At 70.2% G+C, this 13,672-nt stretch carries 15 protein-coding genes; 4 read left to right on the top strand and 11 right to left on the bottom strand.

What is annotated here, in order from left to right; translation table 11 throughout:
- Window positions 1-139: 139 nt before the first annotated feature.
- The 3 genes from WJM95_RS25140 to WJM95_RS25130 all read left to right on the top strand — a co-directional run bounded on the left by WJM95_RS25140 (window position 140) and on the right by WJM95_RS25130 (window position 1,780).
- On the top strand, window positions 140-262 hold the full coding sequence (locus tag WJM95_RS25140) for a hypothetical protein (protein ID WP_339136060.1): 123 nt from the start codon (window positions 140-142) through the stop codon (window positions 260-262).
- A 166-nt stretch (window positions 263-428) separates the two neighbouring features.
- A complete protein-coding gene (locus WJM95_RS25135) occupies window positions 429-1,100 on the top strand; it encodes a TrkA family potassium uptake protein (protein WP_339132057.1) in 672 nt (223 codons plus the stop codon).
- On the top strand, window positions 1,100-1,780 hold the full coding sequence (locus WJM95_RS25130; RefSeq protein ID WP_326785033.1) for a TrkA family potassium uptake protein: 681 nt from the start codon (window positions 1,100-1,102) through the stop codon (window positions 1,778-1,780). The genes WJM95_RS25135 and WJM95_RS25130 overlap by 1 nt, the downstream gene beginning before the upstream one ends.
- Window positions 1,781-1,980: 200 nt before the next feature.
- Here the strand turns inward: WJM95_RS25130 and WJM95_RS25125 are convergent, their stop codons facing one another.
- The 8 genes from WJM95_RS25125 to WJM95_RS25090 all read right to left on the bottom strand — a co-directional run bounded on the left by WJM95_RS25125 (window position 1,981) and on the right by WJM95_RS25090 (window position 10,129).
- Window positions 1,981-2,748, bottom strand: a complete 768-nt coding sequence (locus tag WJM95_RS25125; protein ID WP_339132056.1) for a DUF3159 domain-containing protein — start codon at window positions 2,746-2,748, stop codon at window positions 1,981-1,983.
- 3 nt (window positions 2,749-2,751) lie between these two features.
- A complete protein-coding gene (locus tag WJM95_RS25120) occupies window positions 2,752-3,150 on the bottom strand; it encodes an OB-fold nucleic acid binding domain-containing protein (protein WP_339132055.1) in 399 nt (132 codons plus the stop codon).
- A 127-nt stretch (window positions 3,151-3,277) separates the two neighbouring features.
- Window positions 3,278-3,961: a response regulator gene (locus WJM95_RS25115; RefSeq protein ID WP_329302052.1), complete on the bottom strand. Its 684-nt coding sequence runs from the start codon at window positions 3,959-3,961 to the stop codon at window positions 3,278-3,280.
- Window positions 3,958-6,501, bottom strand: a complete 2,544-nt coding sequence (locus WJM95_RS25110; protein WP_339132054.1) for an ATP-binding protein — start codon at window positions 6,499-6,501, stop codon at window positions 3,958-3,960. Before WJM95_RS25110 ends, WJM95_RS25115 begins: the two co-directional genes overlap by 4 nt.
- A 278-nt stretch (window positions 6,502-6,779) precedes the next feature.
- The gene (locus WJM95_RS25105; protein WP_339132053.1) at window positions 6,780-8,000 is read right to left on the bottom strand and encodes an alginate lyase family protein; all 1,221 of its coding nucleotides are present in this window, start codon (window positions 7,998-8,000) and stop codon (window positions 6,780-6,782) included.
- 242 nt (window positions 8,001-8,242) lie between these two features.
- Complete coding sequence (locus tag WJM95_RS25100; RefSeq protein WP_339132052.1) at window positions 8,243-9,007, bottom strand: DUF3710 domain-containing protein; 765 nt, start codon at window positions 9,005-9,007, stop codon at window positions 8,243-8,245.
- A 1-nt stretch (window position 9,008) separates the two neighbouring features.
- Window positions 9,009-9,500 (bottom strand): dUTP diphosphatase, encoded by a 492-nt coding sequence (gene dut, locus WJM95_RS25095; RefSeq protein WP_339132051.1) that lies wholly within the window; start codon window positions 9,498-9,500, stop codon window positions 9,009-9,011.
- Window positions 9,501-9,544: 44 nt separating this feature from the next.
- The gene (locus WJM95_RS25090) at window positions 9,545-10,129 is read right to left on the bottom strand and encodes a PaaI family thioesterase (protein ID WP_339132050.1); all 585 of its coding nucleotides are present in this window, start codon (window positions 10,127-10,129) and stop codon (window positions 9,545-9,547) included.
- A 58-nt stretch (window positions 10,130-10,187) separates the two neighbouring features.
- On the opposite strand from WJM95_RS25090, the gene WJM95_RS25085 reads away from it, so the two are divergent.
- A complete protein-coding gene (locus WJM95_RS25085; protein ID WP_339132049.1) occupies window positions 10,188-10,664 on the top strand; it encodes a DUF3093 domain-containing protein in 477 nt (158 codons plus the stop codon).
- Window positions 10,665-10,823: 159 nt separating this feature from the next.
- Here the strand turns inward: WJM95_RS25085 and WJM95_RS25080 are convergent, their stop codons facing one another.
- The 3 genes from WJM95_RS25080 to WJM95_RS25070 all read right to left on the bottom strand — a co-directional run bounded on the left by WJM95_RS25080 (window position 10,824) and on the right by WJM95_RS25070 (window position 13,672).
- Window positions 10,824-11,735, bottom strand: coding sequence for a hypothetical protein (locus tag WJM95_RS25080; RefSeq protein ID WP_339132048.1), 912 nt, complete (start codon window positions 11,733-11,735; stop codon window positions 10,824-10,826).
- A 13-nt stretch (window positions 11,736-11,748) separates the two neighbouring features.
- Window positions 11,749-12,045 (bottom strand): DUF4193 domain-containing protein, encoded by a 297-nt coding sequence (locus WJM95_RS25075; RefSeq protein ID WP_003997302.1) that lies wholly within the window; start codon window positions 12,043-12,045, stop codon window positions 11,749-11,751.
- Between the two features lie 394 nt (window positions 12,046-12,439).
- Window positions 12,440-13,672 carry a HAMP domain-containing sensor histidine kinase gene (locus WJM95_RS25070; protein WP_339132047.1) on the bottom strand — a complete coding sequence of 411 codons (1,233 nt, stop codon included), beginning with the start codon at window positions 13,670-13,672 and terminating at the stop codon, window positions 12,440-12,442.

The following is a 13,672-nucleotide window of genomic DNA, read 5'->3' as shown; positions in this document are numbered from 1 at the left end:
GAATCGTAAGGGTTCGAACTGGCTGTCGCCCACCCGCCGTCCCTCTTCGGTCCGTGATCTGCTCTCCGGGTGAAAACGGGGCGGGGCGGAGCTTCGGATTCCGCAGCTCCGGAGATGCGCATGCCTATATGACAAAACCGTGGCCCCCGACCGTCCTGGAGGACCCGTGCACCTGAGCCCCGAGATCATCGGCGCGGCCGTCGCCCTGGCCGGCCTCGGAATCCTGACCCTCGCGAGTGTTCGCAGCATCACACGGCGCTGAGCCTCCGAGTTGGTCGCCGTTCACCGCCGTTCCGCGAACGTTCCGCGAAAAACCCACAGACGAACCCGCACAACGATGTCCCCGGTCGACCGTGCGTGTGTAGCTTGGGCGGCGGTCTGAGACCCTGTTTAGCCTGAGCCGTAACCATTCATGCGGAAGGACGGTCGTGCACATCGTCATCATGGGCTGCGGAAGAGTGGGTTCCGCTCTTGCCCAGAACCTGGAGCAACAGGGGCACACGGTCGCCGTGATCGACCAGGACCCCACCGCCTTTAGGCGGCTGGGCTCCGGGTTCGGCGGCCGCCGTGTCACCGGAGTCGGCTTCGACCAGGACACCCTGCGCGAGGCGGGCATCGAGGAGGCCGGCGCGTTCGCCGCGGTCTCCAGCGGTGACAACTCGAACATCATCGCCGCCCGGGTGGCGCGCGAGATGTTCGGCATCGAGAACGTCGCCGCCCGTATCTACGACCCGCGCCGGGCCGAGGTCTACCAGCGCCTCGGCATCCCGACCGTCGCCACCGTCCGCTGGACGGCCGACCAGATGCTCCGCCGGCTGCTGCCCTCGGGCGCCGAGCCGCTGTGGCGCGACCCCACGGGCGGTGTGCAGCTCGCCGAGGTGCACACCTCCGTCGCGTGGGTGGGCCACAAGATCAGCCGTCTCCAGGAGGAGACCGGCGTACGCGTCGCCTTCCTCACCCGGCTGGGCGAGGCGGTCCTGCCCACCTCGCAGACGGTGTTGCAGGAGGGCGATCTGGTGCACGTCATGATGCGCACCGACGAGGTGGACAAGGTCGAGGCGGCGTTCGCCAAGGGCCCTGAGGAAGAGGCGGGCCACTGATGAGAGTCGCCATTGCCGGCGCCGGCGCCGTGGGCCGCTCGATCGCGGGCGAGCTGCTGGAGAACGGCCACGAGATCCTGCTGATCGACAAGGCGCCGACCGCCATCTCGGTCGAGCGCGTCCCGCAGGCGGAGTGGCTGCTCGCCGACGCCTGCGAGATCACCTCCCTGGACGAGGCGGCGCTCCAGCGCTGCAACGTGGTCATCGCGGCCACCGGGGACGACAAGGTCAACCTCGTGGTCTCGCTCCTCGCCAAGACCGAGTACGGCGTCCCGCGCGTCGTCGCCCGGGTGAACAACCCGAAGAACGAGTGGCTGTTCAACGAGTCCTGGGGCGTGGACGTCGCCGTCTCCACCCCGCGCCTGATGTCGGCGCTCGTGGAGGAGGCCGTGAGCGTCGGCGACCTGGTGCGGCTGCTCCGCTTCAGCCACGGCGACGCCAACCTCGTCGAGCTGACCCTGCCGCCGGAGTCCGCCCTGGCGGGCACGACGGTCGGCGACGTCGCCTGGCCGGAGGACACCTCGCTGGTGACGATCATCCGCGGCACCCGCGTCCTGACCCCCTCCCGGGAGGACTCGCTGGAAGCGGGCGACGAGCTCCTGTTCGTGGCCGCCCAGGCCCGCGAGGAACAGCTCGAGGACCTGCTCTCGGTGCGGCGCGACACGAGCACGACGAAGTAGCGGCTCTTTCCCGTCGGCGGCACGGCCGCCGACGGGAGGGTCTTCCGTCCTGTCGTACGCCGATGGGGGCGCCCGGAGATTCTCCGGGCGCCCCCATCGTCGTACGACAACCACCGCACGCGCGGGCCTACGGGCTTGCGCTCGGGCGCTCTCGGGCGCCCTCGGCCGTCCTCACCCGTGGCGGTGGGCGGTGGCGGGACTCAGGCCTGGCGGCGGTGGCGGGCCGGCGCCGGGGCGTCGCCCCGCTCCTGCGCGAGGGCGGCCTTGCGCTCCTTCTCCGCCTGCTCCTCGGCCTCCATCTCCGCGAACACGTCGATGGGCGGCGGCGCCTTGGCGAGGAAGACCCAGGTGAGCCAGACGGCGAGCAGGAACGGCGGGATCTTCAGGGCGATCAGGACCCAGCCGAACTGGGTGGTGTCACCCCACCAGTAGAGCGGGAAGAGCACCGCGCACTTGGCGAGCAGGATCAGGCCCCAGGCCCAACTGGCCTTCGCGTACGCCTTCTTGCGGCCGGGGTTGCGCGTGCGCCAGGAGAGGTTCTCCTTGAAGACCGGGCCGAGGATCAGGCCGATCAGCGGGACGCCCGCGAGCGTGGTCACGATGTAGGCGACGGCCAGACCGAGCGTGTACAGCATGCCCGGCAGATAGAAGTCCTTGGCGTTGCCCGTCATCATGGCGAAGACCACGCCGAAGGCGACGCCGAAGACACCGCTGAAGGCGTGCTTCACGGTGTCGCGCCGGACCAGGCGGACCACGACGAGCAGCAGGGACACCGCGAGGGCGGCGATCGCCGACCAGTGCAGGTCCTTGTTGATCGTGAAGATGGTGACGAAGAGCAGGCCCGGGACCACGGTTTCGACCATGCCCCGCACGCCGCCGAACGCCTCGAAGAGTGCTGCCTCGGTCACCGCCCGCGCATCCTGCTCGGCGTCCTGGGCGTCTTCGGTCGGCTTGTCGAGCGACGTCACCGGCTACTCCCGTCCGAGGGGTCTGAGTTCGTACTTCGGATTGAACAACACCCTACGGCCCCGGCTCATCGAGATGCGGCCCGAGGCGATCAGCCTGCGCCCGGGCTCGATGCCGACGATGGAACGGCGGCCGAGCCAGACCACGTCCAGGGCGGCCGAGCCGTCGAACAGCTCGGCCTCCAGGGCCGGGACACCGGCCCTCGGCCGCAGAGTGACCGTGCGCAAGGTACCAGCAACCGTGACTATCTGCCGGTCGTGGCAGTCGCCGATACGGGTACAGCCCGCGGTCGCCGTGTCCTCCCGCAGCTCCTCGGACTCCAGGTCCTCCTGGGACGAGGAGAGCCGGTCCATCATGCGCCGGAAGCGGCCCGCCGGCTTTTCGGAACGGGGAACAGCACTCATACCGAAAGCGTACCGGGGGGCACCGACAGCTTCGTACCCGCGGCACCGACGCGCGAACCGGCCCGAACCGGCCCCGTACTCCGCCCGATCGGGCGACGGCACGGGCGGTGCGACGGCCGTGACCGCGTCACCGTTCGAATCTGTATCCCATACCCGGCTCGGTGATGAAGTGCTTGGGGTGCGAGGGGTCCACCTCCAGCTTGCGGCGCAGCTGGGCCATGTAGACCCGCAGATAGTTCGTCTCCGTGCCGTACGACGGACCCCAGACCTCCTGGAGCAGCTGCTTCTGGCTGACGAGCCGGCCCGTGTTGCGGACCAGCACGTCCAGCAGATGCCACTCCGTGGGGGTGAGCCGGACGTCCCGCCCGTCGCGGTGCACCTTCTTCGCCGCGAGGTCGACGGTGAACCCCGCGGTCTCCACGATCACGTCGTCCTCACCGCCCCCGGTGGGCTCCGCCCGGCGGACGGCGGCGCGCAGCCGGGCGAGCAGTTCGTCCATGCCGAAGGGCTTGGTGACGTAGTCGTCGGCGCCCGCGTCGAGCGCCTCGACCTTCTCGTCCGAGGAGTGCCGGGCGGACAGGACCAGGATCGGCACCCGGGTCCAGCCGCGCAGTCCCTTGATCACCTCGACGCCGTCCATGTCGGGCAGGCCGAGGTCGAGCACGACGACGTCCGGATGACGGGCGGCCGCGAGCTGGAGCGCGGTGGCTCCGTCGGGTGCCGCGTCGACCTCGTACTTGCGTGCCTTCAGGTTGATCACGAGGGCTCGGGTGATCTGCGGCTCGTCGTCGACCACGAGGACCCGGGTCATGAAGCCTGCCTTTCCGCGACTGCTGATCGGGCTGCCGGGTCGGGACGGCGTGCCACCGCCCGCACCGTGAGCACCATGGTGAGTCCGCCGCCGGGGGTGTCCTCGGCGTTGAGGGTGCCGCCCATCGCCTCGGCGAAGCCGCGCGCGACCGCGAGGCCGAGGCCCACACCGGTGCCGCGCGGGGCGTCTCCGTAGCGCTGGAAGGGCGCGAATATCCGGTCCTTGGCCTCGTCCGGGACGCCGGGGCCGCGGTCCACCACGCGTACCTCCACACGGTCGGCCATGGCGCTCGCGGCGACCAGGACCCGTTCGTCGACGGGGCTGTACTTGACGGCGTTCTCGACGAGATTGGCCATGGCGCGCTCCAGGAGCCCGGCGTCCACGGCGACCATCGGCAGGCTCTCCGGGACGTCGAGGTCCACGCTGTCCTCGGGGACGCCGCCGAGCGCCATCGGGACGACCTCGTCGAGGTCGATCTCGCGGATCAGCGGGGTGACCGTGCCGGTCTGAAGGCGGGACATGTCCAGCAGGTTGCCCACGAGGTGGTCGAGGCGGTCGGCGCCGTCCTCGATGCCTTCGAGGAGCTCGGCGCGGTCCTCCTCGGACCAGGCCACGTCGTCGGAGCGCAGGGAGGAGACCGCGGCCTTGATCCCGGCGAGCGGGGTCCGCAGGTCGTGGCTCACGGCGGCCAGCAGGGCGGTGCGGATGCGGTTGCCCTCGGCCAGCTCCTTGGCCTGGTCCGCCTCGTGCTGGAGACGCTGGCGGTCCAGGACCACCACGGCCTGCGCGGCGAAGGCGGCCAGGACCCGGCGGTCGGAGGCGGGCAGCACCCGTCCGGACAGCGCGAGCGCCATGTGGTCGCCGACGGGCATGTCGACGTCCGCGTCCTCGGGGCGGGTCGCCGGCTTCGGTCCGGCGCTGCCCGCGCAGGTCCACGGCTCGACGTCCCCCGCGCGCTCCAGCAGCGCCACCGACTCCATCCCGAAGGTCTCCCGGACGCGCTCCAGCAGCGCTTCCAGGCTGGTCTCGCCGCGCAGCACGCTGCCCGCGAGGAAGGAGAGGATCTCCGACTCGGCCCTGAGGCGGGCCGCCTGGTGGGTGCGGCGGGCCGCCAGGTCCACGACGGACGCCACGGAGACGGCGACTCCCACGAAGATCACGATGGCGACGATGTTCTTGGGGTCGGCGACGGTCAGCCGGTGCAGGGGCGGTGTGTAGAAGTAGTTCAGCAGCAGGGAGCCGAAGGCCGCCGAGGCGAGGGCCGGGAGCAGGCCGCCGAGCAGGGCGGCCGCGACCGTGACCGACAGGAACAGCAGCATGTCGTTGGCGAGGCCGAGGTCGATCGTGTTCAGCAGCAGGGCCATGACCACCGGGCCGCCGATGCCGACGGCCCAGCCCCAGATGATCCGGGAGCGGCCGAGCCGTGCTCCGCGTGCCACCGGCAGGCCGCGCCCCTTGGCGACCTCCTCGTGGGTGACGATGTGGACGTCCAGGTCGGGGCCCGACTCACGGGCGACCGTGGTGCCGACGCCCGGCCCGAAGACGTACTGCCAGGTCTTGCGGCGGGAGGAGCCGAGCACGATCTGGGTGGCGTTGACACCGCGCGCGAAGTCGAGCAGGGAGGCGGGGATGTCGTCGCCGATCACATGGTGGAAGGTGCCGCCGAGGTCCTCGACCAGAGTGCGCTGGACGGCCAGCTCCTTAGGTGACGCGGAGGTCAGGCCGTCGCTGCGGGCGATGTAGACCGCCAGGACCTCGCTGCCCGCCCCCTTCTCCGCCAGTCGCGCGGCGCGCCGGATCAGGGTCCGTCCCTCGGGGCCGCCGGTCAGCCCGACCACGATCCGCTCCCGGGATCCCCAGATCCTGGAGACCTGGTGCTCGCTGCGGTACTCGGTCAGGTACTCGTCGGCACGGTCGGCGACCCACAGCAGGGCGAGCTCGCGCAGCGCGGTGAGGTTGCCGGGACGGAAGTAGTTGGACAGGGCCGCGTCGACCTTGTCGGGTTTGTAGATGTTGCCGTGCGCCATCCGGCGGCGCAGCGCGGGCGGCGACATGTCGACCAGCTCGATCTGGTCCGCGCGCCGCACGACCTCGTCCGGCAGGGTCTCGCGCTGCCGCACTCCCGTTATCGACTCGACGACGTCGCCCAGTGACTCCAGGTGCTGGATGTTGACGGTGGAGACGACGTCGATCCCGGCGGCGAGCAGTTCCTCCACGTCCTGCCAGCGCTTGTCGTTGCGGGAGCCGGGCACATTGGTGTGGGCCAGTTCGTCCACCAGGGCGACGGCCGGGGCGCGGCGGAGGACGGCGTCGACGTCCATCTCGGTGAAGACGCCGCCCCGGTACTCCAGCTCCTTGCGCGGCACCTGCTCCAGGCCGTGCAGCATCACCTCGGTGCGGGGCCTGTGGTGGTGCTCGACGAACCCCACCACGCAGTCCGTCCCGCGTTCGACGCGGCGGTGGGCCTCGGACAGCATCGCGTAGGTCTTGCCCACGCCGGGTGCCGCGCCGAGGTAGATCCGTAGCTTGCCGCGTCCCATGAGCCTATTGTCTTCCTGTCACCGCTGTGTACGCAGCGTCGACCTTACGGCCAGGATTACCGGCGAAAGGGACGTTCGTCCCGCCGGGGAGCACCCTTGACGCAACCCTGATGCGGCGCGCGTGCCCGCGGCGGTGCTGGCGGTGTCGCTCATGACGGTGTCGCCGGTGACGGTTCGGCTCATGTTCCCTCCCGGTGGTCCCTGTGGACCGGGCGCCGGATCTTCCGGCCGGACGCCCGGTCCCTCATTCCCTCATCGGACGGGACCCCGGCTTCGGTTCACGCGGGATTGTCGCCGTGCGTCAGCGTCTCCCACGCGACGAAGAGGTTGTTGCTGCCGGCCGGGCGGTTCTGCTGGGTGAGCGTCTGGGTGTTGGTCATCGCGATGCCCAGCCGGTTGTGCAGGGCGTTGTAGCCGACCTCGGTGACCGGGCCGAGCCCGAGGTTCAGCGAGCCGCCGCACAGCCAGCTCGGCACGGCGGTGCCCAGCTGGTACTTCGCCTGGAAGCCGAGCGCCTGGCGCAGCCGTTCGCCGACGTCGGTGCCGTACAGGTCCTGTCCCTGGATGCGGCTGGTCTCGGCGATGTGCGAGATGGCCGAGATGCCGTACCCGGTGTGGGTGAGGTCCCTGCATGTCTCCTGCGTGAGCCCGGTGACGAAGGTGGACTGGCCCTGCCAGTAGCCGACGATCTTCGCGGTGGTGTCGAGGTTCTGGCTCGGCACGGTCTTCGGCACGGCGCCGTCGGTGGAGAGGTAGACGTAGGCCGCGGTCCGCGTCCGGAACCTCGCCATGGCCTTGTCGTACGAGGTCTTGTCCTCCAGGAAGACGGAGATGCCGACGGCGGCCTCCATCATCGACAGTTCCCAGTTCCCGTTGGAATTGGAGCCGTTGATGATCTCGGGCAGGTAGACGTCGCGCAGCATGGTCGCGAAGCGGCCGGAGTTCGCCCAGGTGCCGGTGTACGTGTACTTGATGATCTCGGCGGCCTTGGGCCAGGAGGAGCCCGCCCAGCCGGTCTGAAGGGGCGCGTTGCTGTTGGTGTGGTCCTTGATCACCGCGGACCAGGCGTCCATCAGCTCGATCGACTTCTTGGCATAGCGGTCGTCACGCGTGATGTACCAGGCGAGGGCGTCGGTGTACGCGGCGATCGCGTCCTCGCGCTCGTCCGTGCAGCCGTAGTTCGGGTTGGAGTACGAGCCGCACTCGACGGTCGCGCGGGGCTTGGGGGTGCGGGTGAGCGAGGCGTACTCGCTCGCCATCATCTGGTCGTAGGCGCCCTTCCAGGGCTGGGCGCCGGCCAGGACCTCGGTACGGGCGAAGTCCAGCTGCCCCCGGGAGACGGTGACTCCGGGGTGGACGAAGGCGGCGGGCGCCGCGTCGGCCCTGTGCGCGCCGGGCCAGGCCAGCAGGGTGCCGACGAGTGCGGCGGTCGCGGCGGCGACGGTGACGAGTAACGCGGGGCGCCGTCGGGGGCGATGCCGGGTGGGGGTGTCGGGCATGCGGAGTCATCCATTCTCGTATGTGAACGTCACACGGGATGCTGAACATGAGGCACTGGCCGGTGACCATAGGTATGGACCAAGGCTCCGTCAAGGTCCGGCGCGGAATCCGCTGCTCAACCAGCGTTCACGTACAGGAACCCACGAGAGGTGCGCCAGACTGAGCGCACGCACGAGAAAGGGCCGCATCCCCAGGGATGCGGCCCTTCTGCTGCCCGTGTCTTCTGCTGTCCGTCGTCCGGCTAGCGGACTTCGGTGATCTCCGGTCCGCGCTGGAGCTGTCCCATGCCGCCGGAGAAGCGGGAGCCGCTCTGGTCCTCCTGCTGAACACCCTCGGGGACCATCTGCGCGTCGTTCGGCAGCTTCAGGACGATCGGGTCGCGGGGGGCCATCGGGCCCTCGCCGCGAACGACGACCGTGTCCCGGAAGATCTGCTCCAGCAGACCCGCGGCCTGCGGCTGCACGGCGCCCTGCCCGGAGATCACTCCGCGCAGGAACCAGCGGGGACCGTCCACGCCGACGAACCGCACGACCTGAAAACCACCCGTGCCGTCCGGCAGCTGGACCGGCACCTGAGCGCGCAGCTCCCAGCCCAGCGGCCCCTCGACCTCGTCGATGACACCGCCCTGCTGGGTGATCCCGGTGGCGATCTCCTCGCGCACCTCGCCCCAGATGCCCTCGCGCTTGGGTGCGGCGAAGGCCTGGAGCTGCACGGCGCTGTCGTTGACGACGACGGTCGCCGCGACGATCGCGTCGCCCGCGACCTCGACCCGCAGCTCCATGCCGTCGACTCCGGGCACGAACAGACCACCGAGGTCCACCCTGCCCTCGGCCGGGTCACGCACCTCTTCACTGTCCCAGGGCCCGTCGGGGCGCGGCTCGGGCTCGAGCCTCACGCGCTCGCGCTCCGCGTCCTCGTCCGCCTCAGTGTCGACGCCGTCGACGACCTGCTCGGCCTCGCCCGCCGCGTCCTCGGCGGCACTGCCCTTCTTGCGACGTCCGAACACGTCACTGTCCTTCCCGGTCGGATACGACCGAAGCGTATCGATTCCCACCCGTTGTGCTGTCCACGGCGGCATGACCGCCGGTGGACCCGAAGCCCCCTGCGGCCCGCGCCGATTCGGGAAGTTCCGCGACCTCCTGGAAGCGAACCTTCTCGACCTGCTGGACGACCAGTTGAGCAATCCGGTCGAAGCGCTCGAACCGCACGGACTCGCGCGGATCGAGATTCACCACGATCACCTTGATCTCCCCACGGTACCCGGCATCCACCGTCCCCGGGGCATTCACGAGGGCTACACCGCAGCGGGCGGCCAGGCCGGACCGCGGGTGCACGAAGGCCGCGTACCCCTCGGGCAGCGCGATGGCCACTCCCGTCGGCAGCACGGCCCGCTCACCGGGCTTCAGCTCGTGGCTCTCGGTGGTCCGGAGATCGGCTCCCGCGTCACCGGGCTGCGCGTACTCGGGGAGCGGGACCTCCGGGTCGACGCGCCTGATCATCACGGGAAGTTCTGGACGGGGCTCGCTCGCCCCAGGGCTACGGGTCACGGGTTCACCTCGAAAGCGCGGGCTCGCCGGATCTGGTCCGGGTCGCTCATCGCCGCGCGGATCTCCTCCGGGCGGCCGTTGTCGATGAAGTGGTCGACCTTCACCTCGACGAAGAGGGCGTCGGCGCGGACGGCGACGGGCCCGTCGGGGCCGCCGATCCGTCCGGTGGCGGTGCAGTAGATCTTCCGGCCGGCCACCGCGGTGACCTCGGCCTCCAGATACAGCACGGTGTCCACGGGGACGGGGCGCACGAAGTCGGTCTCCAGGCGGCCCGTCACGGCGATCGTCCGCAGCAGCCAGTTCAGCGAGCCGAGCGTCTCGTCGAGCGCGGTGGCGAGAACGCCGCCGTGCGCGAGGCCCGGGGCGCCCTGATGGACGGGGCGCACGGTGAACTCCGCCGTGATCGTCACGCCGTCCCCCGCGCGGGCCTCCAGATGGAGTCCGTGGGGCTGCGCCCCACCGCACCCGAAACAGTGTTCGTAGTGTGCTCCGAGGAGCTCTCCGGGGGCGGGCGCGTCGGGGTGCCGCACCGGCGCGACGGCGTCGGCGGGAGGCGTCAGAGCTGCGGAAGTACCACTCACAGCCGCAGACCTTACCCGCGCGTCCACCAAGTCTTCGCACCGTGCCAAGCTAGGCGTCATGCAGCTCTCCGCCTCCCCGTACGAAGAACGACTCACCGCGCCCCGGTCGTGGTGGGTGATCAGCTTCCTGGTCGGGCTCGCGCTGGCCCTCGTCTTCCTCCCCTTCGGCACCCTGCCGATGCTCGGAGCGCTCGTCGGCGGCACCGCGGTCGCGGCGGTCGCGGCCAGTTCGTACGGCTCGATCCGCATTCGCGTGGTCGGTGACTCACTGATCGCCGGCGACGCCAAGATCCCGGTCACGGCCCTCGGCGGCTCCGAGGTCATGGACCCGGAGGAAGCGCGCGCGTGGCGTACGTACAAGGCCGACACCCGCGCCTTCATGCTCCTGCGCTCGTACATCCCCACCGCGCTGCGCGTCCAGGTCACCGACCCCGAGGACCCGACGCCCTATCTGTACCTGTCGACCCGGGAGCCGGAGCGCCTGGCGGCCGCCCTGGAGACGGCACGGGAGTCGGTCCGGTCCGCGGAGGGCTGACGGCGCCGGCAGGCCTCAGCGCGTCCCGTCCGGAGTGCCGCGGGCCCGTACAGGGGCGTGCGGCACTCCTGCGTTCGGGCAGCCTGCGAGATGACGAAGGGCGCCGACGAGCGGCCGCGGGCGCCCGCCGCGCGCACGGCCCCGGTCGCCCGGGTCTCCTCACTCCCCCAGATCCGTGGGGATCTCTCCGATCACCACCGGATCGATCGGCTTCTCCAGCGGCGGCAGCTGCGGCAGCGCGTCCCAGGGGACCTGCATCCTGCGCAGGTCCTTGCGGATGTGCCCCGCCACGCGTTTGGTGTCGCGGCGGTTCATCACCGCGCCCACGGCCGCGCCGACCATGAACGGCATGAGGTTGGGCAGGTCCCGGACCGTTCGCTTCATGATCTGCTGGCGCAGCTCGCGCTTCATCTGGCCGCCCAGCGCGGCGTTGATCGTCATGGGCTTGGCCACGTCGATACCGCGCTCGCCCGACCAGGACTGGAGATAGGCCGTGCTGCGCTCCTTGAGGCTGCCCTGCGGACGCAGGCCGTAGACCTCGTGGAGTTCGGCGATCAGCTTCAGCTCGATCGCGGCGACCGCCGTGATCTCGGCGGCCAGCTCGGTGGGCATGGCGGGCGGCACCGGCAGCATCGCGGCGGCGCCGATCCCGGCGCCGACGGTGGACGTCGCGGCGGCGGCGCCCGCGACGAGCTTGTCCGCGATCTCCTCGGGCCCGAGGCCCGGGAACTGTCTGCGGAGAGCGGCCAGGTCCCTGACGGGAATCCGCGGGGCGATGTCGATGATGCGGTCGGTGACATACGCGAGGCCCGCCCTGGCCCGGACGCCGCTCCTCGTGACGCCCCTCCTGACCCCGTCCCGGACAGCCTCCACGCGACGCCTCGCCGTGGGCGAGGGAGTGTCCGTGGGGGCCGTCAGGCCGTCTGTGGCGCCCGCTCGGTCGAGCGAGGCTGATCCCTGTTCGGAAGAGCCCCGCTCGTCGTCACGCACGCCTTCAGGGCCCTTGACGGGCCCTTCGTCCGCCGCCCTGGAGGGGAGGCGGCGCTTCCAAGGTGGGGTCGAGCCGGTCACGGCCGACCCTGCCTCAGTCGCAGTCGCGGCAGATCGGCTGACCGTTCTTCTCGCGGGCCAGCTGGCTGCGGTGGTGCACCAGGAAGCAGCTCATGCAGGTGAACTCGTCCTGCTGCTTGGGCAGCACCCGGACGGCCAGCTCTTCGTTCGAGAGGTCCGCACCGGGAAGCTCCAGGCCTTCCGCGGCCTCGAACTCATCTACGTCGACGGACGAGGTCGACTTGTCGTTCCGGCGAGCCTTCAGTTCTTCAAGGCTGTCCGAGTCGACGTCGTCGTCGGTCTTGCGCGGGGTGTCGTAATCCGTTGCCATTGTCGCTCTCCCCCTCTGGGTGTCTGCGGTGTCTCCAGCGCACGTAACGCGTGAGAGGCCGGACTTGTGCCCGACCTGAGGCGGAGATTTTGCCTCACATCAAGGTCTGTTACTCAATCGACACCCAACCGGACTCATCAAGAGTGATCGGCTTGGATGGCGATGCGGACCGTACACGGTCCCGAGGTCGCACTTCAAAGGCGCCCCACCGTGTACTTCCCGTGATCAGGACCCCCGAAAACCCGGATTTTCCGGGCTTTCCGGCAGGTCACATGATCACGGAGAGTAGATGGACCGAAAGTCGCTCATGTGATCGATCACACACGACTCACTCGGGTGGGTGACCCGAAAATTCCGCGCAAAGCGAACATCGCCGCGTGTCCGCGACATGGTCTCAGATCGGAAGGGTGACGCGCATCACGAGCCCACCCCCTTCTCGGGGCTGAGCGACGATGTGGCCCCCGTGCGCGCGGGCCACGGACCGGACGATCGACAGGCCGAGGCCCACGCCCTTGTCGCTGCCCGTGCGCTCCGTGCGCAGCCGCCGGAACGGTTCGAAAAGATTGTCGACCTCGTACGCGGGAACGACCGGTCCCGTGTTCGACACCTCGAGGACCGCCCTGCCGTGCTCCGTGTCGGTCGTGACCTCGACCCAGCCGTCCTGCGGCACGTTGTACCGGACGGCGTTCTGGACGAGGTTCAGGGCGATCCGCTCCAGGAGCACGCCGTTGCCCTGGACAACCACAGGAGCGCGGTGTCCGCGGATCTCCACGCCCTTGGCCTCGGCCTCGGCGTGCACCTGGTCGACGGCCTGCGTGGCGACCTCGGCGAGGTCCACCGGCTTGCGCTCGATGATCTGGTTGTCGCTGCGGGCCAGCAGCAGCAGGCCCTCGACAAGCTGCTCGCTGCGCTCGTTCGTGGCGAGCAGCGTCTTGCCGAGCTGCTGCATCTCCGTCGGCACCCCGGGTCCCGAGAGGTGCACCTCGAGAAGCGTGCGGTTGATGGCGAGCGGGGTGCGCAGTTCGTGCGAGGCGTTCCCGACGAACCGCTGCTGGGCGGTGAAGGCCCGTTGCAGCCGCTCCAGCATGTCGTCGAAGGTGTCCGCGAGCTCCTTCAGCTCGTCGTCCGGGCCGTCCAGCTCGATGCGCCGGGACAGGTCGGAGCCGGCCACCGCGCGCGCAGTGCGGGTGATGTGCCCGAGCGGGGACAGGACGCGGCCCGCCATCGCGTAGCCGAACGCGAAGGCGATGACCGCGAGGCCGAGCAGCGCGAGCAGGGAGCGGCTGAGCAGGTCGTCGAGGGCGTGCTGGCGCTGATGGTTCACGCAGTCGGCCATCGCGCGGTTGAGCTCGTCCGCCGAGGGATTCGCCGGGAGGTTGCAGATGTTGCTGCCGACCTTCCCGGAAATGATCTGGAAGGGGAGATCGCTGCCGACGTTCAGGGCCTGGGCCGCGAGCAGGTAGATGATCGACAGCAGCATGATGCCGGCGATCAGGAACATGCCGCCGTACAGCAGCGTCAGCCGTATGCGGATCGTGGGACGGAGCCACGGGAAGGGCGGCTCGGCCCTTCTCGGGTCCCAGGTCGGCTTCGGAGGCGCCGTGGGCGGCGCGGGAGTGGTGGCCAC

Source organism: Streptomyces sp. f51 (genome assembly GCF_037940415.1).
In the GTDB taxonomy this organism is placed as follows: domain Bacteria; phylum Actinomycetota; class Actinomycetes; order Streptomycetales; family Streptomycetaceae; genus Streptomyces.
This window is presented reverse-complemented; position numbering and strand designations above follow the sequence as displayed.